Consider the following 26174-nt stretch of genomic DNA (forward strand, 5'->3'; position numbering starts at 1 on the left):
TCAGTCTTGCACGTGCGATTTCTTGTGCGCGTCCTGAAAGATCTGGTGGATCAGCTCCCTGAACCATTTGTGGCCGGGATCGTGATCGTTGCGGGGATGCCAGACGGCATCGATGGAAAGCGCGAGCTCGGGCAGCGGGAACGGAAAGGCGACGCAGTTCGAGCCTGAGAGCACGCTGCCCATCCAGTGAGCCGGCATGGCGGCAATCAGGTCGGTGGATTCGATCACCGGCACCATGCCTTGCCATGTGGGCACCTGGATCATGACCCGGCGTGCCAGCCCGCGCTCGGCGAGCAGTTCGTCGAGGATGCTGCTGCCGACCCCCGAGACCTTCAGGTGCCCGAGTTCCAGGTATTTGTCCAGGGTCAGCGGTGCGGATGCGGCGGGGTGGCCTTTCCTCATCAACACCATCCATCGGTCGTCCAGTATTCGCCGGGAGGCGGAAAGAACGGAGTGCCCCCGGGAAACGGAGAGCCTGATCTCCACGCCTTCGTATTCGACGCGGTCCGACGGCTGGCGCATCTCGAAAGACTGCACCGAGAGGCTGACACCCGGCGCCACGGTGCGCAGTTCGACGCACAGGCGCGGCAGCAGGAGGATGCCGACATAGTCGGACACGCGCAGCAGAAAAGTCCTTCTCGCAGTGGCGGGGTCGAACTCCCCGGCAACCCCGATGGCGTTCTCGATTTCGCTGAAGGCCTTTCTGAAACTCTTCGCGAGGCGAACGGCCTCGGGGGTCGGAACCATGCCTTGCGCGGTTCGCAGCATCAGGGGGTCCTTGAACTGCTCCCTGAGACGGCGCAACGCGTGGCTCACGGCTGAAGAGGTCAGGTTGAGCCTGGCCGCCGCCTTGCTCACGCTTCGCTCTTCGACGAGCGCTTCGAACATCACCAGGAGGTTGAGGTCGATCCTGCGAAGGTTGATCGCTGCGCGATCCTGGTCCGGGGAAAGCTGAATTTCATTCATTTGAATGATGATGGTAATGAATTTGACTGACTGTGGGCCGAGCCAAAACAATCTGGCCTGCACTTAACCAGACAGTTCGGAATCCATGGCAATCACAGGCCGCCACGACGCAGCCCACCAGGCGCTTCCTGGTGAAAAACAAAGAATCTTTCCTGAGGGGGCATGCGACACGCACTTGCATGTTTTCGGATCTCCGGAGGCATTCCCGTTCATCGCCGAGCGCTCGTACACCCCGCCGCCGGCCACGATCGAACAGTACTGGTCTGCCTATAGGCCCTTGGGCATGGATCGCTGCGTTCTTGTCCAGCCGAGCGTGTACGGCCGCGATCACTCGCTCCTGAAGCGGACACTCGGCGACGCAGATCCCGGCAGCATGCGCGGCGTGGCCGTCATCTTCGAAGACACGCCGGATGCCGAGATCGAGGAACTGCATCGACTCGGAGTGAGGGGCGCCAGATGCAATGCGCTGTTCAGCGGAGGCGTTTCCGCCGCCGGCCTGCAATCCATTGCGGATCGGGTGAAGGGGCTTGGGTGGCACATCCAGCTGCTCGTGAACATCGATGCGGATTTCAGCCTCGTCCAGCGCCTGACCGAAAAGGGCATGAGCGTCGTGGTGGACCACTTCGGCCATCCATCGAACTGCGGCGACATCGACAGCAGGGGCGTCAAGGGCCTTCGAAGCCTACTTCAGGAGGGATGTGCCTGGGTCAAGTTCTCGGGCGCATACCGGATATCCGCGACAGGCTCAGGCGTCGACCCCGCCGTGCTGCCGCTAGCGCACAGCCTGGCGCACGCGAATCCCGATCGCATCGTCTGGGGCTCTGACTGGCCCCATCCCGGCATCAGCGCGAAGTCGATCGCCAGCATCGAGCTGGCAAACATGGTCACCCACTGGTTTCCCGAGGAAATCAGGCGCAAGGCCCTGGTCGAGAACCCGACCCGGCTTTATTGGAACGACTGATTTTTCAAGAAGGAGACATTCATGTTCAATCAAAAAAGCAGCCGCAGAGCTTTCCTGCAAGGTGCCGCATCGCTCGCTGCCTGCGCCGCACTCCACCCCGCCATTGCGCAGAATCGCTTTCCTTCGAAGCCGATCACCCTGGTGGTTCCCTTCGCACCGGGAGGGAACGTGGACATCGTCGCGCGCTCGCTGAGCGTGCCGCTGACCAGGCTGGTCGGCCAGTCCGTGATCATCGACAACCGTGCCGGCGGCGGCGGCGCCGTGGGAACGGGCGCAGTTGCGAGAGCCGAGCCCGACGGGCACACGCTGCTGGTGGCGACACCCGGTCAACTGGGAACCCTTCCGGAGATCATCAAGGTGCCCTACAAGGCGGACAGCCTGACGCCGGTCGCTCTGCTCAGCCGCACGCCCGTTGTCGTGGTCGTGCGCGCCAACGACCCGCGGTTCAAGACCGCTGCGGACTTCCTCAAGGTCGCCAAGGCTGCCAGCCAGAGCGTGACGGTCGGCCACGCAGGCCCCGGCTCTCCCAACCACCTGGCGCTGCTCCAGTTCGAGGACTCCGCCAAGGCGCAGGTCAATGCCGTGCCCTACAAGGGTTCGGGCCCGGCCCTGGTCGATCTGATGGGCGGCCAGATCGACGCCGTGGTCGACCAGATCACGAGTTCCACCCCGCACATCAAGAGCGGCGCGCTGCGTGCCCTCATCGTGCTGGGCCCGCAGGGCGGCGGGCTTCTCGCCAATGTCCCGACACTGGCTCAGCTGGGCCTGCCGGTGTTCGACGCAACCACCTTCGTCGGATTGTTCGTGCCTCGTGGCGCGCCCGCCGCCAGCGTCGCCAGCCTGCAGGATTGGGCCACCAAGGCCGTGGCCCAGCCGGAGTTTTCCAACGTGATCAAGGACCTGGGCAGCGAGCCCGTCGGAGGCACAGGCGCTGCGCTGCAGAAGCTGGTCAGCGCCGAGTCGGCCCTGGCTGCGCAGATGGTCAAGCAGGGACGCCTGAAGTCCGACTGATCGGCACCGGATCGCCTGGCGCGAGGATCGCAAGGCGCATGACTTACTGGAAGGAAAGCGGCCGTGCGGGCGCTGCAGGTGCGCGCAGGCTCTTGCGGCTTTGCCGGCCGCGGCCTTGCAAGCGCAGGCAGGCCGGCCGACTGCCCCTCGCAACCGTGGAACCCCGAAATTGATCGAGATCATTCCAGCCCCCGTCGCACTGCAAGGCGGCTACCGGCGCTTTCTTCATGCATTGGGCGCGGCAGGCTTCCGTGGCGAGATCTCGCCGCGATACGCCGACCGCACCGTCCTCGCCACGGACAACTCGATCTACCAGCGCCTGCCCCAGGCCGTGGTCTTCCCGCTGGACGGGGCGGACGTCGAAACGCTCGCGAAGCTGCTCGCCGCGCCGGAGCATCGGCAGGTGGTCGTTTCCGCGCGTGGCGGCGGGACGGGCACCAACGGGCAGTCGCTGACGGACGGCATCGTGGTCGACCTCTCCCGGCATCTCAACCGGATTCTCTGGATCGATCCCGTCCGGCGAGTGGCAAGGGTGCAGGCGGGCGTGGTCAAGGACCAGCTCAACGCGGCGCTGCAGGAGCATGGACTCTTCTTCGCCCCGGAGCTGTCGACCTCCAACCGCGCCACGATAGGCGGGATGATCAACACGGACGCGAGCGGCCAGGGAAGCTGCACCTACGGCAAGACTCGCGACCATGTACTGGAACTCGACATGGTCATGCTGGGCGGCATTCGCTTTTCGAGCAGATCCGTCGATGCCGGCGAACTGGAGGTGCAGTTGCAGAAAGACGGGCCAGTGGGCGCCGTGTGGCGCTGCGCACACCAGATCGCCACCCGGCATGCCGACCTGATCGCCGCGCGCTTTCCTCCGCTGAATCGCTGCCTCACCGGCTATGACCTGGCACACCTCGGGGAACCCGGCGATCGCTTCAACCTCAACAGCGTCCTGTGCGGCGCAGAAGGTTCGCTGGGATTCGTGGTCGAGGCCGAGATCGGGCTGCTCCCCATTCCCCGGTATTCGGTGCTGGTCAATGTGCGGTACGCCAGCTTCATGGATGCTCTGCGGGACGCAAGATTCCTGATGCAGCATCGCCCGCTGTCGATCGAGACGGTCGATTCACAGGTGTTGAGCCTGGCGATGGGCGACATCGTCTGGCAGGACGTGGCGGAGTACTTCCCTGTCGACGGCGACAGGCTTCCGACCCGTGGCATCAACCTGGTCGAATTCTGCGCAGACTCGCAGGAGGAACTGCGCGAGCGCGTGGCGGCCTTCGTCGGCCATCTTGCGGACGATGCCACTGCGGCGCGCATCGGCCACACGGTCGCTTGGGGGAAGGCTTGCGTGGAGAAGGTCTACGCCATGCGCAAGCGCGCCGTCGGATTGCTGGGCAACGTGCCGGGCGAGGCCCGGCCTCAGCCTTTCGTCGAAGACACTGCGGTGCCGCCGGAGAAGCTTGCCGACTACATCGAAGAGTTCAGGGCGCTGCTCGACGGCCATGGGCTGAGCTATGGCATGTTCGGCCATGTGGATGCGGGCGTGCTTCATGTCCGGCCGGCGCTGGATCTGAGAAACCCGGCCCACGCGGCGTTGATCCGCACGATCTCCGATGAGGTCGCGGAGTTGACGCTGAAATACGGCGGCGTGTTGTGGGGCGAGCACGGGAAGGGCGTTCGTTCCGAGTACGCGCCGAAGTTCTTCGGTCCGTTGTATCCGGCACTGCAGCAACTCAAGGCTGCGTTCGACCCATACAACCAGCTGAACCCGGGAAAGATCGCCACTCCCGCGGGCCAGCTTGCAGAGTTGCTGCGTATCGACGAGGTCCCTTTGCGCGCCGACGCCGATCGCCAGATCGACGAACGCGTCTGGCAAAGCCACGCAAATGCGCTTCGCTGCAACGGCAACGGCGCCTGCTACAACTTCGACCCTGACGATGCGATGTGCCCCTCATGGAAGGCCACGCGTGAACGCAGGCATTCGCCCAAGGGCCGTGCGGCCCTGATGCGGGAGTGGCTGCGTTTGCAGGGCAATGCGGGGGTCGATGTACTCGGGGTGGCTGCGCAGCAGCCTTCGTTCGTCGCCGGATTCGTCAGGCGCTGGAAGAGCGGCCGTGGGCGCGCGGTGGCCGGCAACGGTGCTTCCGATGACTTCTCCCACGAGGTCTACGAAGCGATGAGCGGTTGCCTGGCCTGCAAGTCGTGCGCGGGGCAGTGCCCTGTCAAGGTCAACGTCCCGGATTTCCGCTCGCGCTTCCTGGAGCTCTATCACTCCCGTTACCCGCGGCCGATGAAGGACTACCTGATCGGTTCGCTCGAATTCAGCGTGCCGTTCTTCGCGCGGGTTCCGTGGCTCTACAACGCGGCGATGTCCTCCAGCCTGCTGCGCCGCATGCTCGAACGCCATGCGGGCATGGTCGACAGTCCGCTGCTGAGCCGTTTCGACTTCCGGGCCACGCTGCGTCGCTGGGGCGTACGCACTGCCACTGAGCGGTCGCTGATGGCTCTGACGCATGCGCAGCGGGCCCGGTCCGTCGTCCTCGTTCAGGATGCCTTTACGCGCTATTTCGATACGCACGTTTTCTCGGCATTCATCGAACTCGCTTCACGGCTCGGGTACACGGTGTGGCTGGCGCCTTTCATGCCGAACGGCAAGCCGCTTCACGTCCTCGGCTTTTTGAAGGGGTTCGGCCGTGCAGTGCGCAGGAACGCGGCGATGCTCGACGAACTGGCTTCGTGCGGCGTGCCGCTCGTCGGCCTCGACCCTGCGATGACGCTCGTGTATCGACAGGAATACGCGAAGCTCCCAGCCCTGGAAAAGCCTCCCGCCGTGCAGCTTCCGCAGGAGTGGCTGCTCGATGTTCTGCCCCGGATGAATCCGCAACCCGCAGCGGGAGACTTCCGGCTTCTGGGCCATTGCACCGAAAGGACGAACGCGCCTGCGGCCGCGGCCTTGTGGCCCGATGTGTTCGCCCGCGCCGGTTTGAAGCTCCAGCAGCAAGCCAGCGGCTGCTGCGGCATGTCGGGGACCTATGGCCATGAGAGCGTGAACGTCGCGATGTCCCGCCAGATCTACTCCCTGTCCTGGGAGCCGATACTGAAGGATGGGGAGACGCAGAAGACGGAGTTCCTGGCGACGGGCTACTCCTGTCGCAGCCAGGCCAAGCGAATGGAGGGCTGGCATCTCCGGCATCCCGTGGAGGTATTGCTCCAGTTCCATGCCCGGACCGCGTCACCCGCGACGGGCCGAAGGCAATGACCTGCGGGTGCGCGACGAAAAACTGACTCGGCAACTGCCTTCGCGAGTGCTCGCGCCACGCACGAGCCCCCAGCGAAGCTCAGTCCCTCAGTCGTCCAATCGATGCAGCTCCACGCCCGGCGCGTCGAGCTCTGCCTTCAACACATTGCCGTGCGTCGAATCGGTGACGAACAGCGTGCACCTGTCCGGCCCGCCGAAGGCGATGTTCGTGGTGGACGCGCCGACGGGGCCGCGCAGCACCATGACCGGCTCGGCACGCGCATCGAGCACCCACACGATGCCCAGGCCCGGGTTCGCGACCAGCAGCCGCCCCTGCGCGTCGACGGCGAGCCCGTCGGGGCCGCTCGGACCATGGGACGTGAAGAACTGCCCCACCTTGGCGACGCTGCCGTCCGCGAGCAGCGGTACGCGCCAGATGCAGTTGCCACGCGTCACGGCGAGATAGAGCACCTTGCCGTCGGGCGAGAGCGCCACGCCGTTGGGGCTGGGCACGTTCGACAGCAGCAGGTCGAGCTGCCCGTCGGGCCGCAGGCGATACAGGCGCCCCGACGGGTCGTGCAGACCGCTCTGGCCCTGGTCGGTGAAGTAGACGTTGCCCCGGGCGTCCAGCACCAGGTCGTTCATGCCCTTGAAGCTCTCGGTGTTGCGCCGCTGCAGGTGCGGCGTGACGCTGCCGGTTTGCACGTCCACGCGCATCAGGCCGCTCCTGTAGTCGGTGACGAGCAGCGTGTTCGCGTCGATGAACTTCATGCCGTTCGGCTCGCCGTCGTACTCGGCCACCAGCGTCCACTCGCCCGAGGCGTCGATGCGGAAGATGCGGCCGAAGGGAATGTCCGAGACGTAGAGGTTGCCGGCGTCGTCGAACACCGGCCCTTCGAGGAAGGAGTCGGTCGGCTGGCCGCCGCGGTTGGCGTCGGCCCAGATGCTCGGCTCGCGGCGCCGGAAATGCTCGGGCATGCTGGTGAAGGTCTGGAGCTCCAGCACCTGGGGCGCTTGCAGGAAGTACAAGTCGGTCTCCTTTGCGGCGCGGATCAGGCGGCCGCGAATCCATAGAGCTTCGCCGGGTTGTCGACGAGGATGCGCGTGCGCACGGCTTCGTCGCCGCACCATGCGGCGAGCACGTTCGCGAGGGCTGCGTCGTCCACCGTTCCCGGCGTCTCGGTCGTGTGCGGCCAGTCGCTGCCCCACACCAGCCGCTCGGGCGCGGCCTCGACCAGCGCGCGGCCCAGCGCGAAGGCATCGCGGTAGGCGGGTGCGCCGTCGCGTGAACGCATGTAGACGCCGGAAAGCTTCATCCATGTGTTGCCGCCGTCGAGCAGCCGTCGCGCCACGGTGAACGCCGCCGCATCGGCACCTTCGGCCGGATCGATGCGCGCCATGTGGTCGATGACCAGCGGCACCGGCAGGGCAGCCAGCACGGGTTCGAGTTCCACCAGCTGCTCCGGATGCACGAAGACCTGGATGTGCCAGCCCAGCCGCGCCACCTTGCGCGCAAGCGTCGTCAGCATCCGCGGCGTGGTGGTGCCCCAGGACTGCGGCGTCACGAAATTCACGCGCAGGCCGCAGACGCGCTGCGCCGCAAGGCGGTCGAGTTCGCTGTCGGCCACGTCCTCGGCGACGACCGCGACGCCGCGCGCCTGTTCGCCCAGCTGCGCGAGCGCATCGAGCGTGCAGGCGTTGTCGGTGCCGTAGGTCGACGGGTTGACGACCACGGTGCGCGAGATGCCCAGCCGCTGCTGCAGCAGGCGGTAGGCCGCCACCTCGGCGCGAGGCGGCTGGCGCTTCCAGTGCGGCGACGCGGCGAAGCGCGCATCGAAGATGTGCATGTGGCTGTCGCACGCGCCCGCGGGCAGCGCGGGCGCGGGGCGATCCAGGCCCACCGAGTGGGGAACCGGCTGCGCGATGGAGGTGGCGTTCATTCGTGCGCTGTGGTCAATCGAGCTTGATGTTGCCCTTGCGGATCACGTCCGCCCATTTCGCATCTTCCTTCTTCAGGAAGTCTGCGAACTCTGCAGGCGTCGAGCCGACCGGCTGCACGCCCACGTCCACGAAGCGCTTTTTCACTTCGTCTTCCTTCAGCGCCTCGACCACCGCCTTGTGCAGCTTCTCTGCAATGGGCGCCGGCGTGCCGGCCGGCAGCAGCAGGCCGTTCCACTCGTAGGCCTCATAGCCGGGCGCCACGGTCTCGGCGATGGTGGGCACGTCGGGAAGGCGCGCGGAGCGCTGTGGCGAGGACACCGCCAGCGCACGCAGCTTGCCGGAGGACACGAGCGGATACGACGCGGCGATGGTGCTGAACATGAAGTCGACCTGCCCGCCCATCACGTCGGTGATGGCGGGGCCGCCGCTCTTGTAGCCCACGTGCACCATGTCCAGCCCGAGCCGCTGGCGCAGCAGCTCCGCCGCGAGCCGCTGCACGGTGCCGCTACCGCCCGACGCGAAGTTGATCTTTCCGGGCTCGGCCTTGGCCTTGTCGGCAAGGTCCTTGATGCTCTTCAAGGGCGAATCGGCGCGCACGATCACGATGTTGGGCGCCAGGGCGACCAGCGCCAGCGGCTGCAGCGCAGTGGCGGCATAGGGCATGCGCGCGAACAGGTGCGGGTTGATTGAGTATGGCGTGGCGTCGTAGAGCACGGTGTAGCCGTCGGGCGCGGCCTTGGCGGCGAAGCCCGCGCCGATGGTGCCGCTGGCGCCGGGTCGGTTGTCGACGATCACGCTGGTGCCCAGCTTCATGCCCACGCGCACGGCCAGCACGCGCGCGAGCGCGTCGGCCGAGCCGCCGGGCGCATAGGGCACGACGAGCGTGATCGGGCGCTCCGGAAAGGCCGCCTGCGCGGAGGCTCCAGCGACAAGAAGGCACGCGGCGAGCATGCGTCGGATGGTTTTCATTCTGTGTTCCTCGGGTATGCGTTCATTCGGTCTTGAGGTCGAGCGATCGGGCCAGATCGCCATAGAGCCTGACCTCGCCCGCGAGCTGCGCAGCGAATGCGTCGCCGCAGGTGTTGCGGGCCTCCATGCCCAGCGAGCGCAACTTTTCCTGCGTGGCCGGCGCCTGCGCGAATTCGGTCGCCACGCGGCGCAGCGTGGCCAGCACCTCGGGCGGCGTCTTCGCCGGCGCCAGCAGGCCGTACCAGGCGTCGGCCGTGTAGCCCTTGACGCCAGCCTCCTCGAAGGTCGGCACACCGGGCAGCAGCGCGGAGCGCTTCGGAGCGGCCACCGCCAGTGCGGTCAGCTTGCCGCTGTGCACCTGCGCGAGCACCGAGCCCAGCGTGGCGAAGGAGCTGTCGACCTGCCCTCCGATGAGATCGGTGACGGCCTGCGCCGCGCCCTTGTACGGAGTGTGGTTCATCGACGTGCCCGTGAGCTGCGTGAACTGCGCGCTCGCGAAGTGGCCGGAGCTGCCGGAGCCCGGCGTGGCGTATGTGCGCTTGCCCGGCTCGGCCTTCACGGCCTGCAGGAAGGCGCCGAGCGACTTCGCCGGCATCGACGGCCCCACCACGAGCACCGTGGGGCTCACGGCCAGCGAACACACCGGCGCGAAGGAGCGCACGGCGTCGAACTTGACGCGCTGGCTGTAGAGCGCCGGGATCATCGTGTGGTTCGTCGCGCCCAGCAGCAGGGTGTAGCCGTCCGCCGGCGCGGCGGCGACCGCCTCGGCCGCGAGGATGGTGTTGGCGCCGGGTTTGTTGTCCACGACGAATGGCTGGCCCAGCGCGCGCGTTGCGTAGTCGGCGAAGGCGCGCGCCACCACGTCGGTGGGGCCCCCCGCCGAGAAGCCGACGAGCACGCGCACCGGCTTGGTAGGCCAGCTCTGGGCCTGCGCCTGCATTTGAACTGCCAGCGCGACCGGCAGGCCGATTGCGAGCGCGGTCCAGCGGGCCTTCTTGCCGCTCTTCATTCTCTTGTCTCCTTGTCTGGATCGGGGTAGCGGCGATGCTGCCTCAGCAACTCGCCGCCGTCTGGCGCGCGAGAACCTGCAGCAGGTTCTTTGCTGCGCCGACGCCCATGTTCACGTAGGCGTCACTGGTCACGCCGCCGATGTGCGGGCTCAGCACGATGTTCTTCTCGCCCTGGAATGGATGGCCGGCGGTCATCGGCTCGATGGCGAAGCTGTCCAGCCCGGCCATGGAAACCTGGCCCGAGCGCAAGGCTGCCAGCAGCGCCTCTTCGTCGATCAGGCCGCCGCGCGCGGTGTTGACGACGATCACGCCGCGCTTGCAGCGCGCCAGCGTGTCCGCATTGAGCAGGCCCCGGTTCTCGTCGGTCAACGGGCAGTGCAGCGAGATGACGTCGGACTCGGCCCAGAGGGTCGCGAGGTCGGCGGCCTGCACATGGGCCGGCAGGTTCTTCGCGTAAGGGTCGAAGCCGAGCACGCGCATGCCCAGCGCATCGGCCATGCGCGCGAAGCGCAGCCCGATGGCGCCGAGCCCGACGAGGCCGATGGTGCGGCCGCCGAGTTCGAGGCTCTTGTGCGTCGCCTTGTCCCAGTGGCCGGCGTGCATGCGCGCATCCAGCGCCACCACCGACTTCGCGCAGGCCAGCAGCAGCGCGAGCGCCTGCTCGGCCACTGCCGCCGCGTTCGCGCCCACGGCTGCGACCACCTCGATGCCGCGTGCCTGCGCCGCCGCCTTGTCGATGGTGTCGGTGCCGCTGCCGTGCTTGGAGATCACCTTCAGCGACGGCGCGGCGTCCATGACGGCCGCACCCACCTTGCCGTAGCGCACGATGATGGCCACAGGGGCGTGCGCGCGGCACAGCGCGACGAGGTCGTCTTCGGTCGGCGTCTTGCCCGCATAGACGATTTCGTAGCCCTCGAGCAGGCCGACCGCCTGCGGCGCCAGGTCGGCGCCCGTCACCAGAATGGCTGTCACAGCGTCTCGCCTTCCTTCAGCACGCCCGCTGCGCGCAGTGCGGAGTCGAGCCACTTGGCGGCGGTGTTGCCTTCCTTGATGGCGGCGATGCGCGCGGCCTCGTCCTTCACCTTCTTCGCCGCGTGGGGCAGCAGCGACTCGATCTTGTCGCGCTCCACCACGACCACGCCGTCTGCGTCGCCCACGATGAAGTCGCCCGCATGCACCGTCACGCCGCCGATCGACACCGGATGGCCGATGCGCCCGCCGATGTTCTTGGTCGGCCCGTTCGGATTGGTGCCCACGCAGAAGACCGGAAAGTCCATCTCGTCGATCTCCAGGCTGTCGCGGCAGGCGCCGTCGATGACCACGCCGGCGATGCCGACCTTCTTGCAGGCGGTCATCATGATCGTGCCCATGAGCGCGGAGCTGAGGTCGCCCTTGCCGTCGATGACGAGCACGTCGCCGGGCTTCGCCATGGCGATGGCGGCGTGGATCATCAGGTTGTCGCCGGGGCGCACTTCCACGGTGAGCGCGGTGCCCGCCAGCTTCATGCGGGGCCGCAGGGCCTTGATGCGGCCGTCCAGCGCGCCGCGACGGCCGGCCACATCGGCAAGGATGGCCGGCTGGAACTCGGCCGCCTGCGCCACGATGTGCGCGGGCACGCGTTCGAAGTTGCGGATGACGTCGGGGAGGGGAGATGACATGAAAGTGCTTTCGGGGAGGGAGGAAAAGGAGAAAAGGGAAACGCCGCGCCGTCAGTCGAGCCTGATGCCCGAGGCCTTCACGATCGCGCCCCAGCGCAGGCCGTCGGTGCGGATCAGCGAGGCGAGCTTCTCGGGCGGGCCGGACAGCACCTCTGCGCCCTGCGCCGCGAGCTTCTTCTGCACGTCGGGCGTCGCGAGAGCCTTGTTGAACGCGGTGTTGAGCTTCGCGATCGCGTCCTTCGGCATCGCCGCGGGACCCGCCACGCCGAACCAGGTGACGGCCTCGAAGTCCTTGTAGCCCGCCTCGCCCATGGTCGGCACGTCGGGCAGGTCGCGGTTGCGCTGCAGCGAGGTCACTGCCAGCGCGCGCAGCTGTCCGCTCTTGATCTGCGCGATGAGCGTCGGCACCGACGACACGTAGATCTGGATCTGCCCGCCGACGAGATCGGTCAGGCCCTGCGATGCGCCCTTGTAGGGCACGTGCGTGAGCTGGATGCCGGCGACCTTCTGGAACTGCTCGGTCGCGAGGTGCGCCACGGTGCCGTTGCCCGAGCTCGCGTAGTTGAGCGCGGTGGGCTTGGCCTTGGCGGCGGCGACCACGTCGGCGAGCTTCCTGTAGGGCGAGGCGGAGGACACGACCACCACCAGCGGTGCCGATGCGACGAGGCCCACCGCCGCGAGATCCTTCACCGGGTCGTAGGGCAGCTTGGCGTACAGCGAGGGGTTGATCGCGAGGTTGCTGGTCTGGCCCAGCACCAGCGTGTAGCCGTCGGGGCTGGCCTTGGCTGCCGCGTCGACGCCGATGTTGCCGCCGGAGCCGGGCTTGTTGTCGATGACGATGGTCCAGCCTTCGGAAGTAGCGACCTTGTTCGCCACTTCGCGGGCAATGATGTCCGTGCCGCCGCCCGGCGGGAAGGGCACGACGAGCTTGATCGGGCGCGCCGGATAGGCCTGCGCCAGCGCCATGCCCGAGGCGAGAAGAAGGGCGAGGCCGAGGGCCGCGCGGCGAGGGGTGGAGCCGAGGCTCGAGGTACGCATTGATCTGTCTCCGAATCGTTCGTTGGGCACCTGCAGGCCGTGCTGCGAGGCGTGGAGCGACTTTAGGTTTGCGTTCCATTCCATACAATGGTGGTCCACTGAACGGACCTTGGACCACTGTGTGAAACGAAATTCGAAGACTGGATCCGCGCTCAAGGAAGTGATCCAGATGCCCCGCGAGGCGGATGCCGAGGCCTCGGGCGGTGTCACCGCCGTCACCCGCGCGCTGCAGCTGCTCGACGCCTTCGGCATGCAGGACGAGCATCTCTCGCTCGCGGAGCTCACGCGCCGCAGCCAGATGCACAAGACGACCGCTCTGCGCCTGCTGCGCACGCTGGCGCTTGCCGGCTACGTGGTGCAGCGCGAGGACGGCGGCTGGCGGCTGGGCCCCGCGGCCGGCTGGCTCGGCGCGCGCTACCAGGCCAGCTTCGATGCCAACGGCGTGGTCGAGCCGATGCTGCTCGCACTGTCGCAGGCAACGGGCGAGAGCGCCGCGTTCTACGTTCGCGAAGGAAACTCCAGAACCTGCCTGGCCCGCGTGGAAGGACCGCAGCCCATCCGGCACCACGCACGCATGGGCGCGATGCTGCCCCTGGACCTTGGCTCACCGGGCCGCGTGATCCTCGCGTTCTCGGGCGAGCCCGGAAAGCTCTACGAGGACATCCGCAAGAAGGGCTACCACTACTCCATTGGCGAGCGCGAGAAGAACGTGGCGACGGTGTCGGCGCCGGTCTTCGGGCTGCGCTGGGCGCTGCTGGGCTCGGTGTGCATCTCCGGCCCCGCGGACCGGTTGCCCAAGGCCAAGCTGATCGGGCATGCGAAGACGATCATGAAGGCCGCGAACGAGCTCTCCTATGCGCTCGCGGGCCGGCCCACGGCGCAGACGCCTGCGGTGGTCTCGACCTGGCACCCCTGAAGGGGAGGGCTCAGGAACTCTCGCGCTGCTCGATGCGGAACGGGATCAGCACCGTCTCCGCCGGCGGCCGATGCCCCTCGCGCGTGCCGTCGATCACGCGCAGCAGCAGTTCTCCCGCCGCCTTGCCGATGCCCACGCAATCCACCGCCACGGTGGTGATGCGCGGATGGCAGGCGCGTGCGACCTCGAAGTCGCCGAAGCCCGCGATCGCGATGCGGCCGGGCACTTCCCAGCCGCGGCGCTGGCATTCCATCAGTGCGCCGAAGGCAGAGAGGTCGGACACGCAGATCACGGCGTCGACGTCGGGCCACTGGCGGATCAGCTGCGCCACGGCCTCGCCGCCCTGCGCCATCGAGATCGGCGGCTGGCCGAAGCTGATGACGCGGCCGTCGGGCAGGCCCAGTTCGCGGATCGCGTTGGCGTAGCCGCGCTGGCGGTCGGCGCCGCGCGTGTCGCGGTTGGAGGTGCCGCCGATGAAGGCGATGCGCCGGTAGCCCTTGCCGTGCAGGTGGCGCACCATCGCGGCGGCGGCCTCGGCGTTCGAGAAGCCTACGGTGTGCTCGATGGGCGTGGCCGGCAGGTCCCAGGTCTCGACCACCGGCACGCCCGCTGCCTGCAGCATGGCGCGCGCGGCCGGCGTGTGCGAGCCGCCGGTGAGGATCACGCCCTCGGGCCGGCGCGCGAGCATGGCGCGCAGCAGGCGCTCCTCGGTCTCCACGCGGTAGTCGGTGTAGCCCAGCAGCACCTGCAGCCCGCGCGCTTCCACGGCGGCTGTGATGCCCTGCGCGGTTTCCGAGAAGTTGGAGTTGTTGAGCGACGGGATCAGCACCGCGACGAAGCCCGATCGCTTGCTGGAGAAGGTGCGCGCCGTCTGGTCGATGACGTAGCCCATCTCCTCGCACGCCTGAAGGATGCGCTGGCGCAGCGCCTCGGAGGTCACGCGGTCGCTGCTCGCACTGCGGTTGAGCGCGCGCGAAACCGTCATCTTCGACACGCCGACGCGCGCGGCCACGTCGGCCATCGTCGCGGGGCGGGTGAGGGCGGGAGCAGGGGCGGCGGAGGCTTTGGTCGGAGGCAAGGAGCTTCTTTCTTTCTCTCTCGGAAGGCGGGTTCGAGGATATGCGACGAGGGCCGTGCGGCGCGAGATACCGATAACTGTATGAGTGCGTGAATCGATGCGCAAAGAATACAGCGCGTACCCGTGAAAGCAGAATGAAATTGTGGCCTCTGCGCCTACGGGAAAAGCCTAAGTTACCGGTATCTTTTTGGTGCCACACTGCGATCCCAAGTTCAGGGAAACCAGCGCCGTGGCCATGACCATCGAAGTCTTCGACTCCCGTTTCGCTCCCGTCGCCCAAGGGGCCGGCCCGCTCGAACGCCTGTGCACCGGCGCCGTCTGGAGCGAAGGGCCGGTGTGGATGCGCGAGGACGGCTCGGTGCTGTGGAGCGACATTCCCAACAACCGCATGCTGCACTGGCACGCCGAAGAAGGCATGAGCGTGTGGCGTGAAGGCGTGGAGTTCACCAACGGCCACACGCGCGAGGCCGACGGATCGCTGCTGCATTGCTCGCACGGGCTGCGCGCCATCGTGCGCACGCGCTTCGCGGGTTCCGGCGAAGGCCTGCAGGCGCTGCCCGACGAGGTGGTGGTCGACCGCTACCAGGGCCGCCGGCTCAACTCGCCCAACGACATCGTCGTGAAGCGCGACGGCAGCATCTGGTTCACCGATCCGCCCTACGGCATCGTCTCCGACCGCGAGGGGCACAGGGCTCAGAGCGAGTTGGGCCGCAACCACGTGTTCCGATTCGACCCGGCGAGCGGCGCACTTCGCTCGGTGAGCGACTTCGTGGAGGAGCCCAACGGGCTGGCGTTCTCACCCGACGAGCGCATCCTGTACGTGAGCGACACCTCGGCCGCGCTGCGCACCGACGGCTCGGGGCATCACCACATCGTGGCGTTCGACGTGATCGGCGGGCAGGACCTCGCGAACCCTCGCGTGTTCGCGGTGGTGAACCCGGGGCTGGCCGACGGATTCCGCGTCGATGTGCACGGCTTCGTCTACACCAGCAGCGCCGACAGCGTGCAGGTCTACCACCCCGACGGCACGCGCCTCGCGCGCATCGCGGTGCCGGAGAAGGTGGGCAACCTCAGCTTCGGCGGGACCGACGGCGACGAGCTCTTCGTGTGCGCGTCGACCTCGCTCTACCGCATCCGGCTGAACACGAGCGGGGCGGTGCGCGCATGAGCACGCCGCTGCTGCAGTTCCAGGCCGTGAGCAAGCGCTTCGGCGGCACGCAGGCGGTCGACAAGGTCACGCTGGACGTGCGTGCCGGAGAAGTCCTCGCGCTGCTGGGCGAGAACGGCGCGGGCAAGTCCACGCTCATCAAGCTGCTCGCGGGCATCCACACGGAGGACGACGGGGAGATTCTTTTCGACGGCCGGCCGCAGTCCGAGTGGCGGCGCGCCGACCGGCGCGAGCAGCCGGTGGCATTCATCCACCAGGACCTTGGCCTCGTCGAATGGATGACCGTTGCCGAGAACGTGGGCCTGGGCACCGGCTACCCGCGCCGCTTTGGCCTCATCGACTGGAAGGCGGCGAACGACACGGCGCGCCGCGTGATGGCGCGCGTGGGCTGCGACATCGACCCCGGCCGCCGCGTCTTCTCGCTCACGCGCGCCGAGAAGTCGCTGCTCGCCATCGGCCGCGCGCTCGAGGTGAAGGCGCGGCTGCTGGTGCTCGACGAGCCCTCGGCCAGCCTGCCGATGAGCGACGTGGAGCGCATGTTCGGCGTGCTGCGCGAACTGCGCCGCCAGGGCATGGCGATGATGTACGTGTCGCACCGGCTCGACGAGGTGATGGCCATTTCCGACCGTGCAGCCGTGATGCGCGACGGCCGGCTGGTGGCGGTGAAGACCACGGCGCAGACCAGCGAGAGCGAACTGGTGGGGCTGATCGTGGGCAAGGCGCTCTCGGCCTCGGTGCAGAAGGCGAAGGCGCCTGCGCGAAGCGAGCCCGTGCTGAAGCTCGACGGCGCGGCCAGCGGCAACGCCGGCCCGCTGAGCCTGGCCGTGCATCGCGGCGAGGTGCTGGGCCTCGTGGGCCTGCGCGGCGCGGGGCACGAGGCCATCAGCCGCGCGATCTTCGGGCGCGAGCCGCTTTCGGCCGGGCGCATGCAGCTGCTGGGCAAGGCCTGCGACTTCACCTGCCCGGCCGATGCGATTCGCGCCGGCGTGGCCTATGTGGCTGGCGAGCGGCTCGAGGAAAACCTGGCCGGCTCGATGAGCGTGCTGGAGAACCTGTTTCCCAATTCGACGCTGCACGGCGACCGCGGCCTGGCCTTCGACCGGCCACGCCGCGAGACCGAGGGCGCGCTCGCGCTCATCCGCCGCTTCGACATCAACCCGCCCGCGCCGTCGGCCGAAGTGCAGCAGCTCTCGGGCGGCAACCAGCAGAAGGTGGTGCTGGCGCGCTGGTTCCATCTCGACAAGCCGCTGGTGGTGCTCGAGGAGCCCACCGCGGGCGTCGACGTGGGCGCCAAGCGGCAGATCTACGGCGTGCTGCGCGAGCGCGCCGAGGCCGGCACCGCGCTGGTCGTCGTCTCCACCGACTTCGAGGAGATCGCGACCGTGTGCACCCGCGTGCTCGTCTTCCGCGACGGGCTGATCGCGGCCGAGCTCACGGGCGAGGCGATCACCGTCGAAAGACTCCTGGCATTGGCAGCAGGCGCGGCGACGCGCGAGGAAGTTTCAGCATGAGCAGCTCTATCAAGTCCACGGCGCTGGAGCCTGACAAGTCTCTCGATGGCGAGGCTGTCTCCCTCGCGCAGGGCCTCGGGCGCGCGATGCCGGTGTACGGCCTCGTCGTGCTCACGGTGGCGCTCGCGCTGCTGTTCTCGGTGCTGCTGCCCGAGACCTTTCCGACGCTGTTCAACCTGCGCGCGATCCTGGCCGACAAGTCGGTGATCGCGCTGCTGGCGCTGGCCGCGACCATCCCGATGATCACCGGCAAGATCGACCTCACCGTGGGTTACGGCATCGTGCTGTGGCACATCCTCGCGATCAGCCTGCAGACGCAGCTGGGCCTGCCTTGGCCGGCGGCGGTGCTGGTGGTGCTGCTGTGCGCGGCGCTGTTCGGCGTGCTCAACGGGCTGCTGGTCGAGCTCGCGCAGATCGACTCGTTCATCGCCACGCTGGGCACGGGCACGGTGATCTACGCGGTGGCCATGTGGCACAGCGGCGGGCGGCAGGTGGTGGGCGAGCTGCCCGACGGCTTCGTGGGCATCGCGGGCGGCAGCCTGCTGGGGCTGCCGGTGGGCGCGTTCTACGTGCTCGCGGTGAGTGTCACGCTGTGGGTGGTCACCGAGTTCACGCCGCTGGGCCGGGCGCTCTACGTGATCGGCGCGAACCCGAAGGCGGCGCAGCTCAACGGCATTTCGGTGCGCAGGCATGTGATGGGCGCCTTCGTCGCCTCGGGTCTGCTGTCGGGCTTTGCTGGCGTGCTGCTGGCCTCGCGGCTGCAGATCGGGCAGGCGAGCGTGGGGCTCGAGTTTTTGTTGCCGGCGCTGGTGGGCGCCTTTCTCGGCTCCACCACCATCCGGCCCGGCCGCGTGAACGTGTGGGGCACGCTGGTGGGCGTGGCGATTCTCGCCATCGGCATCTCGGGCATCCAGCAGTTCGGCGGTGCCTTTTATGTGGAGCCGCTCTTCAACGGCCTGACGCTGCTGGTGTCCATCGGCATCGCGGGCTGGGCGCAGCAGCGGCGCAACCGCTCGATCAAGCGGCGCATCGCCGAGCGGCAGCTCGATCACGCGCAACCGGTTCCCTCAACGCCGTCGGAATGACGGCCCACTACGACGACTGGAGACAAGCATGAAGAAGAACGTTCCCGCGCGCACCGTCGCCGCCGCGGTGCTGGCGCTGTGCGCAGCCGCACTGGCGCCGAAGGCCATGGCCGACGACTTTCTGGACGCCGCGAAGAAGAAGGTCGAGCTCGCGACCATGACCAAGGAGAAGTGGGACGGTCCCTCCACCGGCCCGAAGGCGGCGGCAGGCAAGACCATCGTCTTCGTCGCGGGCGACATGAAGAACGGCGGCATCGTCGGCGTCAGCAAGGGCGTGGAGGAAGCGGGCCGGGCCATCGGCTGGACGGTGCGCGTCATCGACGGGCAGGGCACGGTCAGTGGGCGCACGGCCGCGCTCAACCAGGCGCTGGCGGTGAAGCCGGCGGGCATCGTGGTCGGCGGTTTCGACACCACCGAGCAGAAGGCCGCGTTCGCGGGTGCCGCCAAGTCGGGCATTCCGCTCGTCGGCTGGCACTCGGGCGAGCAGCCCGGCCCGAACGACAAGGCGGGCCTCTTCGCCAACGTGACCACGGTGACCGACGACGTGGCCGACGTCGCCGCCTCATGGGTGGTGGCCGACTCCAACGGCAAGGCCGGCGTGGTGATCTTCACCGACTCGCAGTACGCCATCGCGCTGTACAAGGCGCGCGCGATGGAGGCCGTCATCAAGAAGTGCGGCGGCTGCACCGTGCTGAGCTTCGAGGACAGCCCCATCGCCGAAAGCTCCACCCGCATGCCGCAGCTCACCACCGCGCTGCTGCAGCGCTTCGGCGACAAGTGGACGCACTCGCTGGCCATCAACGACCTGTACTTCGACTTCATGGGCCCCTCGCTCACGGCCGCGGGCAAGAAGGGCGACGGCGCGCCCAAGGCTGTGTCGGCCGGCGACGGCTCCGAGGCAGCCTACCAGCGCATCCGCACGCAGCGCTTCCAGGCCGGCACGGTACCGGAGCCATTGAACATGCAGGGCTGGCAGATCGTCGACGAGCTCAACCGCGCCTTCGCCAAGGAGAAGTGGTCGGGCTACGTGCCCAAGGTGCACCTGGTGACCGTGGGCAACGTCGGCAAGGACGGCGGGCCGAGGAACGTGTTTGACCCGGACAACGGCTACCGCAACCAGTACAAGGCGATCTGGGGCAAGTAGGCCGCAGCCCGCGGGAAGGCCTTCAGCGGATCTCCTGGTGCATGAAGGTGGCGTTGTCGATGACGTTGTGCATCTCCAGCCCCCGCTTGTCGAACAGCTTGATGTCGGTGCTCCCGGGCGTGTATTCGAGGATGCCGAAGTTCTCGCGCTCGCCCGTGAGGTAGTACTTGGTGACGAAGGCGCCGGAGGAGACCACCTCGAACATCTTCGTCTCTCCGGCCGGCGGCAGGAATGCGTTCTCGTGGATGTCGCCGGTCAGGAAGATCGACTTGCGCCCCTGGATGATCGCGCGGAACCTGGCGTAGTCGTCGCGGTAGCGCATCCATCCGTTGCCGGTCGCGCGAATGGGCATGCCTGCGCAGATCAGCACGTAGCCCTGCTCGTCGGCCAGTTCCTGCTTCAGGTAGTCGAGCTGCTTCTGGCCGAGCAGGGGCTTGGAGTCGCCGGGGGCGGTGCTGTACCAGCGGGTGTCGAGGAAGATGGCCTTGCCGATGCGCTGCTGCTGGTGCATCAGCGGAATCGAGTAGTAGATGCCGTCGACGGCCGGGTCGAGATGCGCCGGGTTCTTCAGTTGCTCGATCTGCATGTACTGGGTGAAGAGCCTGCGGGTCTGCTGCTTCACCGGCGCGCTGACGTCCGAGCCCTGCGCGTTGTTCCAGGCAAAGTCGTGGTCGTCCCAGGTGCCGTACACACCGCCGCCGTTGCCCTGCTTCTGGCGCAGCGCGTCGCGCAGGGCCTTGAAGTTCGGCACGTTCCACTGCGCTTCGTACTTGCCCTGCATCACGTCGGCGAACTTCGCCGCATCCCATCCGGACGGCTCGCCCAGCTTGGGAAAGAAGTCCATGTAGATCTGGTCGCCCAGGAGGAACAGGTAGTCGGGCTGCTCCTGCGCGATGCGGTTCCACACGCGCTGGTAGCCGTCGGGGCCGGGCTTGAAGTTCATGCACGACGTGAAGGCGATCTTCATGGGGGCTCCTCGTTCCGCCGGTCTGGGCGCCGGGGTGAGGCGGATCATAGGCAGCGGCCGCGCGCTGTCCCTCCGCAAAATATGGGATGGCGCCCGGGCTCAGGCCCGCTCTTTCTTCAGCTGGCGCAGCGCGGTCTGGGCGTGGGCGACGAAGCGGTTCGCCAGCAGCGAGGCCGCGAAGTTCTCGTTGGTCACGGCGAAGATGTCGAAGGAAGGCGCGTTGCGGATCGGCCGGAAGCTGAGCCTGTCGGTCATGCAGCCGCGCGCGGTGAGGTCGTCGACGATGGCCACGCCCGCGCCCGCCGCCGCCATGGCGCATGCGCTCTGGCCGGCACGCACCTCGATGCGGGCGTCGGGCTCCAGCCGGTGCTGCACGCACCAGTCGGCAATGATGCGGCCCTGCGGCGTATCGGGGCTGAAGGAGATCATGCGTTCCTTCAGGATGTCGGCCGGCGAGAGCGTGCGCCGCGCCTCCAGCGCATGGCCGCGCGGAAACACGCCGGCCAGCGTCCACTGGCCGATGGGGCGTGAGCTGAGCAGCGGGTCGTCGATGGCCAGCGTGGAGATCGCTACGTCGGCCTCGTGCGCGGCGAGGCGCTTCACCATCTCCCTCGCGAGCAGCACCTCGAAGTAGATGCGCGCCGACGGAAACTCCTCGCCCAGCGCGGTGAGCGCGCGCGGCACCATGTCCAGGCCCGTGCTCGGGCTGCACAGCACGCGCAACGTGAGCATCTTGCCGTCCTTCAAAGCCTGCGCGCAGTCGTCGATGCGGGCCACGCCCCGGTACACCTGCTCGACCTCGGCGAAGAGCGCCTGCGCCTCGGGCGTGGCCAGCAGCCTGCCCTTGCGCCGCTCGAAGAGGCGAAGCCCCAGCTGCAGTTCGATGTGCGAGAGCATGCGGCTGATGCCCGGCTGCGAGACGTGCAGCGAGCGCGCGGCATCTGTGACGGAGCCGGCCAGCATGACGGCGCGGAAGACTTCGATCTGTCGGAGGTTCATGACATCGCCCGTTCCATCGGCGTGATTCGATAACGCGATGTTATGGCGTTGCCATATGTTGGTATTTGCCGGACGGGTGGCCGCTTCCTAGCATCGGGCTTCTTTTCCAGAACAACCAGATCAAGAGGCAAACAGGACATGGCTACAGCCACCGCCGCGGCGCGCGGCATCTCGCGCAGGCATGCGATCTCCCTAATCTCGGCAGCGACGCTTGCCGCGGCCCTCGGCCGCCGCGCGCATGCCGCCGACGCCTGGCCCACGAAGCCGGTGCGCATCATCGTGCCCTTCGCACCCGGTGGCGGTGCCGACGGCTCGGCGCGCGTGCTGGCCGAGGTGCTGGCGCCGCAGCTCGGGCAGCCGGTGATCGTGGAGAACAAGCCCGGCGCGGGCAGCGCCATCGGCGTGATGGCGGCGCTGCAAAGCCGCGACGGCCATACGCTGCTGATGGGCAGCAACAGCATGGTGATCAACCCTTCGCTCAACCCGAAGCTGAGCTACGACGTGGCGCGCGACTTCGACGCCGTCGGCATGGTCTCGCGGCAGCCGCTGGTGCTGGTGGTGCCGGCCGACTCGAAGGCGAAAACGCTGGCCGAGCTCGTGGCGCTTGCCAAGGCGCAGCCGGGCAAGCTCAGCGCGGGCAACAGCGGTACCGGCACGCTGGCGCACCTGACGGCGGAACTCTTCGCGCAGGAGACCGGTACCTCGCTGGTCAGCGTGCCCTACAAGGGCGAGAGCGCACTGATGCCCGACCTGATCTCGGGGCTGGTGTCGATGGGCTTCCTGAATTTGCCGAGCGTGATCGTGCACATCCGCTCGGGCCGGCTGCGCGCGCTGGCCGTGTCGTCGGCGCAGCCGGTGGCGGAACTGGCCGACGTGCCCACGCTGCGCAGCCTGAAGCTGCAGAGCCTGGAGGTCGAGGGCTGGGCCACGCTGGTGGCGCCCAAGGGCAGCATTCCGGCCGAAGGACTGGCGAGGCTCGAGAAGCTGCTGGCCTCGGCGCTGCAGTCCGATGCGGTGAAGAAGCGCTTCGACGCGCTGAGCCTCGAGACCTTCATCCGTGGCCGCGAGGCCACCGCGCAGTACCTCAAGGCCGAAGGCAGCCGATGGGGGCAGGTTGTGAAGAGCCGCGGCATCCAGGTCGAGAACTAGGATGAGCAACGAGAACATCGGAACGAGCCATGCGGTCGAGGCCGACGTGGTGGTTTGCGGCGGCGGCGTCGCGGGCACCATGGCCGCGGTGGCGGCGGCGCGGCAGGGCGCTTCGGTCGTGCTGGTCGAGCGCTATGGCTTCCTGGGCGGCAACGCCACGGCCGGGGCGGTGGCGCAGTTCAACAGCTGGCAGACCGGCAACGGCCGAACGGTGGTTGCGGGGCTGGCCGACGAGGTGGTCCGGCGGCTGCGCGCCTACGGTGGCGCACGCGAGCACGACCGCTTCGTGATGTCCACCGGCCATCACATGGACCGTGTCGAGTACGAGCCCGAGGTGCTCAAGCTGGTGCTCGACGACATGGTGGCCGAGGCCGGCGTGCGGCCGCTGCTGCACGCGAGCCTGCTCGACGTGCAGTGCGAAGCGCGTCGCGTCACGGGCCTGCGCGTGCTGACCAAGGGCGGCGTGCTGTCGTTGCGCCCCGGCGTGCTGGTCGATGCATCGGGTGACATGGATGCGCTGAAGCAGGCGGGCGCGCGCTTCCTCGAACTGGGCGGCGGCGAGGCGCTGCAGCCGGCCACGATGATGTTCCGCTTCGGTCCGATCGATTTCGGGCGCTTCGGCGCGATTTCGAAAGCCGAGCTTGCCGAACTGGCCGCCAGGGGCTATGCGCAGGGCGGGCTCGCGCGGGCGGCACTGCATTCGAGCCGCGTGCCGCATTCGGACGATGCCTGGTTCAACATCAGCCGCCTGGCCATCGATGCCACCGATCCGATGGCGCTCGGCGGCGCCGAGATCGAAGGCCGGCGCCAGGCATGGAAGGCGGCGGAGTTCATTGCGGCCCACGTGCCCGGCTGCGGCGACGGGCGGCTGCGCGCCTTCGCCACGCAGGTGGGCGTGCGCGAGACGCGCCGGGTGGAAGGCGACCATGTGCTCACAGCCGCAGAGCTGCTGGAGCCGGTGCAGTTCGCCGACGCCATCGCGGCGGGCGCGTACCCGATCGACATCCACCCGGCGAAGGGCGGCTCGCTGCACTACGTGCCCATGGGCGACGACCACGCCTACCAGATCCCGTACCGCAGCCTGATTCCGACCGCGCTCGACAACGCGCTGGGCGTGGGGCGGGGCATTTCGGCCAGCCACGAGGCGCTGGCGGCGATCCGGGTCATGACGATCTCGATGGCAGTGGGGCATGCCGCGGGCATAGCGGCGGCCATGGCGGCACGGTCTGCCGGTGATGCCATGGGCGCGCAGGTGCGGTCGGTCGACGTGCCGGCCCTGCGCGAGGCGCTGCTGCGCGGCGGCGCCGTGCTGGCCTAGGGCCTGCGAGCAGGCCCCTGGCCGTTCACAGCCAGTTGCCGCTCTGCGGCATCTGCACCTTCTCGGCGGGGTCGCTGCCGGTCACGAACGATCCTATGACCACGCTCAGCAGCGAGATGAAGATGCTCGCGAAGAGCGCGGTCCAGAAGCCCGACACCCTGAAGCCCTTCACCAGCGCGGCCACCAGCAGGATCATCAGCGCGTTGATGACCAGCAGGAAGAGCCCGAAGGTCACCAGCGTCAGCGGCAGCGTGAGCACGATCAGCAGCGGCTTGACGATGGCATTGGCCAGGCCCAGCAGCAGCGCCGAGACCACCAGCGCGCCGGTGCTGTCGAACTTGAGCCCGCGGAAAAGATGGCTGGCCACCCACAGCGAGATGCCGGTGATGGCCCAGTGGACGAGGAAGGGAGTCAGGTTGTCGAGCATCGGTTAATTCTTCCGGGTTATCGCCCGCATTTTGGGGGCGGCGATCGATTGTTACCCGGTGAAACATTGCCGGATGGGCCGTTAAGATCGCCGGCTTATGGCCAATGCGTCGATCGCCAGCATGACCCCCGCCCCGGCTTCGGCCGATGAAGCCGAATCGTGGGTACGCGGCGAGCTCATCCGCAGCCTGATGCGCTCGGCGAAGGGCTCGTACTTTGTCTCCGCCGCGCTGATGCCGGCGATGGTCGGCCTGAACTGGGCCTATGTGCCGCGCTGGGAACTGCTGATCTGGCTCCTGGCCGGCGTCATCGCCACCGCCTGCCGCGCCTGGGGGGCGCGTGTCTATGCGCTGCGCTATGCCGGGCGCAGCGCGGCCGCCCAGCAGCAGTTCACCGAGCGCTACGGCTTCGTCTGGAGCACCAGCGCGGTGGTGTGGGGCCTGTCGGTGCTGCTCTTCTTCGAGCGCACGCCGCAGGTCAACCAGTTCATGAGCTGGCTCATCGTGGCCGGCGTGGGCACCTTTCCGCTCAACGGGCTGGCGCTGCATCCGCCGCTGCTCAAGCGCTACGTCAACACGCTGTTCATCACGATGCTGGGCGCGGTGCTGATACGGCTGGTGTCCATCACGCTGCAGCATCCGCAGTTCCAGTACGGCTACCTGATGCCGATCTTGCCGATCCTCCACTGGTTCCTGCTGCTGCGGGCCGGGCGGCACATCCACGAGACGGCGCGCAACAGCCTGGAGCTGCTGTTCCACAACCACATCCTCATCAAGTCGCTGACCCAGCAGCGGCAGGCGGCGGTATCGGCCGTGGCCATGAAGAACCGCTTCCTCGCCAGCGCCGCGCACGACATGCGCCAACCCGTGCTGGCACTTTCGTTGTACGCCGACTGGTTGCGCAATGAGCCCGAACTGGTTCTGGAACTCGCGCCGAAGATCGTGCGCGCCACGCACGCGGTGAATGCGCTCTTCGATTCGATGTTCGACCTGGCGCGCATCGATTCGGGCCAGGTGCGCCTGCACGTCGAGCGGGTCGACGTGCCCGAGCTGCTGCACGACCTGGAGCTGCAATACCGCCCCGTGGCCGAGAGCCGCGGCCTCGACTTCCGCGTGCACATGTGCGAGGGCTCCTTCCTCACCGACCCGATCCGCGTGCGCCGCATGATCGGCAACCTGCTGGCCAACGCGATCAAGTACACGACCGAAGGCGGCGTGCTGCTGGCCGCCCGCCAGACCCGCGACGGCCTGCGCGTGGAGGTGTGGGACACCGGCATCGGCATCGCGCCCGAGCATCTGCGCGACGTATTCCTGGAGTTCTACAAGGTCGCCGACCACGCCGGCACTTCGGACGGCTTCGGCCTGGGCCTCGCCATCGTCGCGCGCCTCTCGCATGTGCTGGGGCACCCGGTGAGCGTGCGTTCGCGCCTGGGCAGCGGCAGCGTGTTCCGCGTGGCGCTGCACGATGCAGACGAGGCGGTGGCGCAGGCGCGGGTGACAGCCTCCGGCGGTTGAGACGCACGCCGACCCGCCCCAAAGAAAAAACCGCGCAAGGCGCGGTTTTTTCAATTCGGGAACACCGAGGAGCCGGCTTTGCCGGTCCTCAGGTGTTGCCCCCTGCAAGGGGG

At 68.0% G+C, this 26174-nt stretch carries 23 protein-coding genes; 11 read left to right on the forward strand and 12 right to left on the reverse strand.

Annotated features, from left to right (window positions below; genetic code table 11):
• Positions 1–966: a LysR family transcriptional regulator gene (locus tag ACAM57_RS07025; RefSeq protein ID WP_369661112.1), complete on the reverse strand. Its 966-nt coding sequence runs from the start codon at positions 964–966 to the stop codon at positions 1–3.
• An 85-nt stretch (positions 967–1051) separates the two neighbouring features.
• On the opposite strand from ACAM57_RS07025, the gene ACAM57_RS07030 reads away from it, so the two are divergent.
• From ACAM57_RS07030 to ACAM57_RS07040, 3 genes are all read left to right on the forward strand, one after another.
• A complete protein-coding gene (locus ACAM57_RS07030; RefSeq protein WP_369661113.1) occupies positions 1052–1927 on the forward strand; it encodes an amidohydrolase family protein in 876 nt (291 codons plus the stop codon).
• A 21-nt stretch (positions 1928–1948) separates the two neighbouring features.
• Entirely contained in the window at positions 1949–2938 is a 990-nt protein-coding gene (locus ACAM57_RS07035; RefSeq protein ID WP_369661114.1) for a Bug family tripartite tricarboxylate transporter substrate binding protein, read from the forward strand.
• Positions 2939–3110: 172 nt separating this feature from the next.
• Positions 3111–6191 carry an FAD-binding and (Fe-S)-binding domain-containing protein gene (locus tag ACAM57_RS07040; RefSeq protein WP_369662410.1) on the forward strand — a complete coding sequence of 1027 codons (3081 nt, stop codon included), beginning with the start codon at positions 3111–3113 and terminating at the stop codon, positions 6189–6191.
• A gap of 87 nt (positions 6192–6278) precedes the next feature.
• Here ACAM57_RS07040 and ACAM57_RS07045 read toward each other — a convergent pair whose 3' ends face one another.
• The 7 genes from ACAM57_RS07045 to ACAM57_RS07075 are packed head-to-tail and all read right to left on the reverse strand — an operon-like array spanning position 6279 to position 12786.
• Positions 6279–7199, reverse strand: a complete 921-nt coding sequence (locus ACAM57_RS07045; protein ID WP_369661115.1) for an SMP-30/gluconolactonase/LRE family protein — start codon at positions 7197–7199, stop codon at positions 6279–6281.
• A 23-nt stretch (positions 7200–7222) separates the two neighbouring features.
• Positions 7223–8110, reverse strand: coding sequence for an amidohydrolase (locus ACAM57_RS07050; protein ID WP_369661116.1), 888 nt, complete (start codon positions 8108–8110; stop codon positions 7223–7225).
• A 13-nt stretch (positions 8111–8123) separates the two neighbouring features.
• Complete coding sequence (locus tag ACAM57_RS07055; RefSeq protein WP_369661117.1) at positions 8124–9080, reverse strand: Bug family tripartite tricarboxylate transporter substrate binding protein; 957 nt, start codon at positions 9078–9080, stop codon at positions 8124–8126.
• A gap of 22 nt (positions 9081–9102) precedes the next feature.
• The gene (locus tag ACAM57_RS07060) at positions 9103–10089 is read right to left on the reverse strand and encodes a Bug family tripartite tricarboxylate transporter substrate binding protein (RefSeq protein ID WP_369661118.1); all 987 of its coding nucleotides are present in this window, start codon (positions 10087–10089) and stop codon (positions 9103–9105) included.
• Between the two features lie 43 nt (positions 10090–10132).
• Positions 10133–11062 carry an NAD(P)-dependent oxidoreductase gene (locus ACAM57_RS07065; protein WP_369661119.1) on the reverse strand — a complete coding sequence of 310 codons (930 nt, stop codon included), beginning with the start codon at positions 11060–11062 and terminating at the stop codon, positions 10133–10135.
• Entirely contained in the window at positions 11059–11748 is a 690-nt protein-coding gene (locus ACAM57_RS07070) for an RraA family protein (RefSeq protein ID WP_369661120.1), read from the reverse strand. The genes ACAM57_RS07065 and ACAM57_RS07070 overlap by 4 nt, the downstream gene beginning before the upstream one ends.
• A 51-nt stretch (positions 11749–11799) precedes the next feature.
• A complete protein-coding gene (locus ACAM57_RS07075) occupies positions 11800–12786 on the reverse strand; it encodes a Bug family tripartite tricarboxylate transporter substrate binding protein (protein ID WP_369661121.1) in 987 nt (328 codons plus the stop codon).
• A 169-nt stretch (positions 12787–12955) separates the two neighbouring features.
• On the opposite strand from ACAM57_RS07075, the gene ACAM57_RS07080 reads away from it, so the two are divergent.
• Entirely contained in the window at positions 12956–13702 is a 747-nt protein-coding gene (locus ACAM57_RS07080; RefSeq protein ID WP_369661122.1) for an IclR family transcriptional regulator, read from the forward strand.
• 10 nt (positions 13703–13712) lie between these two features.
• Here ACAM57_RS07080 and ACAM57_RS07085 read toward each other — a convergent pair whose 3' ends face one another.
• Complete coding sequence (locus ACAM57_RS07085) at positions 13713–14723, reverse strand: LacI family DNA-binding transcriptional regulator (RefSeq protein WP_369662411.1); 1011 nt, start codon at positions 14721–14723, stop codon at positions 13713–13715.
• A 292-nt stretch (positions 14724–15015) separates the two neighbouring features.
• Between ACAM57_RS07085 and ACAM57_RS07090 the strand changes: the two genes are divergently transcribed.
• Genes ACAM57_RS07090 through ACAM57_RS07105 form a run of 4 tightly spaced genes read left to right on the forward strand, consistent with a single transcriptional unit; the run spans position 15016 to position 19688 of the window.
• Positions 15016–15948, forward strand: a complete 933-nt coding sequence (locus tag ACAM57_RS07090) for an SMP-30/gluconolactonase/LRE family protein (protein WP_369661123.1) — start codon at positions 15016–15018, stop codon at positions 15946–15948.
• Entirely contained in the window at positions 15945–17459 is a 1515-nt protein-coding gene (locus tag ACAM57_RS07095) for a sugar ABC transporter ATP-binding protein (protein WP_369661124.1), read from the forward strand. Before ACAM57_RS07090 ends, ACAM57_RS07095 begins: the two co-directional genes overlap by 4 nt.
• Positions 17456–18544, forward strand: a complete 1089-nt coding sequence (locus ACAM57_RS07100) for an ABC transporter permease (RefSeq protein WP_369661125.1) — start codon at positions 17456–17458, stop codon at positions 18542–18544. The genes ACAM57_RS07095 and ACAM57_RS07100 overlap by 4 nt, the downstream gene beginning before the upstream one ends.
• 28 nt (positions 18545–18572) lie before the next feature.
• Positions 18573–19688 carry a substrate-binding domain-containing protein gene (locus ACAM57_RS07105; RefSeq protein ID WP_369661126.1) on the forward strand — a complete coding sequence of 372 codons (1116 nt, stop codon included), beginning with the start codon at positions 18573–18575 and terminating at the stop codon, positions 19686–19688.
• A 22-nt stretch (positions 19689–19710) separates the two neighbouring features.
• Here the strand turns inward: ACAM57_RS07105 and ACAM57_RS07110 are convergent, their stop codons facing one another.
• The gene (locus tag ACAM57_RS07110) at positions 19711–20655 is read right to left on the reverse strand and encodes an alkaline phosphatase D family protein (RefSeq protein WP_369661127.1); all 945 of its coding nucleotides are present in this window, start codon (positions 20653–20655) and stop codon (positions 19711–19713) included.
• Between the two features lie 99 nt (positions 20656–20754).
• The gene (locus tag ACAM57_RS07115; protein WP_369661128.1) at positions 20755–21654 is read right to left on the reverse strand and encodes a LysR family transcriptional regulator; all 900 of its coding nucleotides are present in this window, start codon (positions 21652–21654) and stop codon (positions 20755–20757) included.
• 138 nt (positions 21655–21792) lie between these two features.
• On the opposite strand from ACAM57_RS07115, the gene ACAM57_RS07120 reads away from it, so the two are divergent.
• Together ACAM57_RS07120 and ACAM57_RS07125 are read left to right on the forward strand one after the other, a co-directional pair.
• Complete coding sequence (locus ACAM57_RS07120) at positions 21793–22803, forward strand: Bug family tripartite tricarboxylate transporter substrate binding protein (RefSeq protein WP_369661129.1); 1011 nt, start codon at positions 21793–21795, stop codon at positions 22801–22803.
• Between the two features lies 1 nt (position 22804).
• Positions 22805–24121, forward strand: a complete 1317-nt coding sequence (locus tag ACAM57_RS07125) for an FAD-dependent oxidoreductase (RefSeq protein WP_369661130.1) — start codon at positions 22805–22807, stop codon at positions 24119–24121.
• Between the two features lie 25 nt (positions 24122–24146).
• On the opposite strand, the gene ACAM57_RS07130 is transcribed toward ACAM57_RS07125, so the two are convergent.
• Positions 24147–24548, reverse strand: coding sequence for a phage holin family protein (locus ACAM57_RS07130; protein ID WP_184641111.1), 402 nt, complete (start codon positions 24546–24548; stop codon positions 24147–24149).
• A gap of 121 nt (positions 24549–24669) precedes the next feature.
• Here ACAM57_RS07130 and ACAM57_RS07135 point away from each other — a divergent pair, with 121 nt between their 5' ends.
• Positions 24670–26061, forward strand: coding sequence for a HAMP domain-containing sensor histidine kinase (locus ACAM57_RS07135; protein ID WP_240650706.1), 1392 nt, complete (start codon positions 24670–24672; stop codon positions 26059–26061).
• Positions 26062–26174 lie beyond the last annotated feature (113 nt).

The organism is Variovorax sp. V15 (genome assembly GCF_041154425.1).
Classification (GTDB): domain Bacteria; phylum Pseudomonadota; class Gammaproteobacteria; order Burkholderiales; family Burkholderiaceae_C; genus Variovorax; species Variovorax guangxiensis.

What these genes read in the sequence shown, in the direction of transcription:
- ACAM57_RS07025 (WP_369661112.1), bottom strand. Translation starts at nt 966, where the DNA reads ATGAATGAAATTCAGCTTTCCCCGGACCAGGATCGCGCAGCGATCAAC.
- ACAM57_RS07030 (WP_369661113.1), top strand. Translation starts at nt 1,052, where the DNA reads ATGGCAATCACAGGCCGCCACGACGCAGCCCACCAGGCGCTTCCTGGT.
- ACAM57_RS07035 (WP_369661114.1), top strand. Translation starts at nt 1,949, where the DNA reads ATGTTCAATCAAAAAAGCAGCCGCAGAGCTTTCCTGCAAGGTGCCGCA.
- ACAM57_RS07050 (WP_369661116.1), bottom strand. Translation starts at nt 8,110, where the DNA reads ATGAACGCCACCTCCATCGCGCAGCCGGTTCCCCACTCGGTGGGCCTG.
- ACAM57_RS07055 (WP_369661117.1), bottom strand. Translation starts at nt 9,080, where the DNA reads ATGAAAACCATCCGACGCATGCTCGCCGCGTGCCTTCTTGTCGCTGGA.
- ACAM57_RS07060 (WP_369661118.1), bottom strand. Translation starts at nt 10,089, where the DNA reads ATGAAGAGCGGCAAGAAGGCCCGCTGGACCGCGCTCGCAATCGGCCTG.
- ACAM57_RS07070 (WP_369661120.1), bottom strand. Translation starts at nt 11,748, where the DNA reads ATGTCATCTCCCCTCCCCGACGTCATCCGCAACTTCGAACGCGTGCCC.
- ACAM57_RS07075 (WP_369661121.1), bottom strand. Translation starts at nt 12,786, where the DNA reads ATGCGTACCTCGAGCCTCGGCTCCACCCCTCGCCGCGCGGCCCTCGGC.
- ACAM57_RS07080 (WP_369661122.1), top strand. Translation starts at nt 12,956, where the DNA reads ATGCCCCGCGAGGCGGATGCCGAGGCCTCGGGCGGTGTCACCGCCGTC.
- ACAM57_RS07085 (WP_369662411.1), bottom strand. Translation starts at nt 14,723, where the DNA reads ATGGCCGACGTGGCCGCGCGCGTCGGCGTGTCGAAGATGACGGTTTCG.
- ACAM57_RS07090 (WP_369661123.1), top strand. Translation starts at nt 15,016, where the DNA reads ATGACCATCGAAGTCTTCGACTCCCGTTTCGCTCCCGTCGCCCAAGGG.
- ACAM57_RS07095 (WP_369661124.1), top strand. Translation starts at nt 15,945, where the DNA reads ATGAGCACGCCGCTGCTGCAGTTCCAGGCCGTGAGCAAGCGCTTCGGC.
- ACAM57_RS07100 (WP_369661125.1), top strand. Translation starts at nt 17,456, where the DNA reads ATGAGCAGCTCTATCAAGTCCACGGCGCTGGAGCCTGACAAGTCTCTC.
- ACAM57_RS07105 (WP_369661126.1), top strand. Translation starts at nt 18,573, where the DNA reads ATGAAGAAGAACGTTCCCGCGCGCACCGTCGCCGCCGCGGTGCTGGCG.
- ACAM57_RS07110 (WP_369661127.1), bottom strand. Translation starts at nt 20,655, where the DNA reads ATGAAGATCGCCTTCACGTCGTGCATGAACTTCAAGCCCGGCCCCGAC.
- ACAM57_RS07115 (WP_369661128.1), bottom strand. Translation starts at nt 21,654, where the DNA reads ATGAACCTCCGACAGATCGAAGTCTTCCGCGCCGTCATGCTGGCCGGC.
- ACAM57_RS07120 (WP_369661129.1), top strand. Translation starts at nt 21,793, where the DNA reads ATGGCTACAGCCACCGCCGCGGCGCGCGGCATCTCGCGCAGGCATGCG.
- ACAM57_RS07125 (WP_369661130.1), top strand. Translation starts at nt 22,805, where the DNA reads ATGAGCAACGAGAACATCGGAACGAGCCATGCGGTCGAGGCCGACGTG.
- ACAM57_RS07130 (WP_184641111.1), bottom strand. Translation starts at nt 24,548, where the DNA reads ATGCTCGACAACCTGACTCCCTTCCTCGTCCACTGGGCCATCACCGGC.
- ACAM57_RS07135 (WP_240650706.1), top strand. Translation starts at nt 24,670, where the DNA reads ATGACCCCCGCCCCGGCTTCGGCCGATGAAGCCGAATCGTGGGTACGC.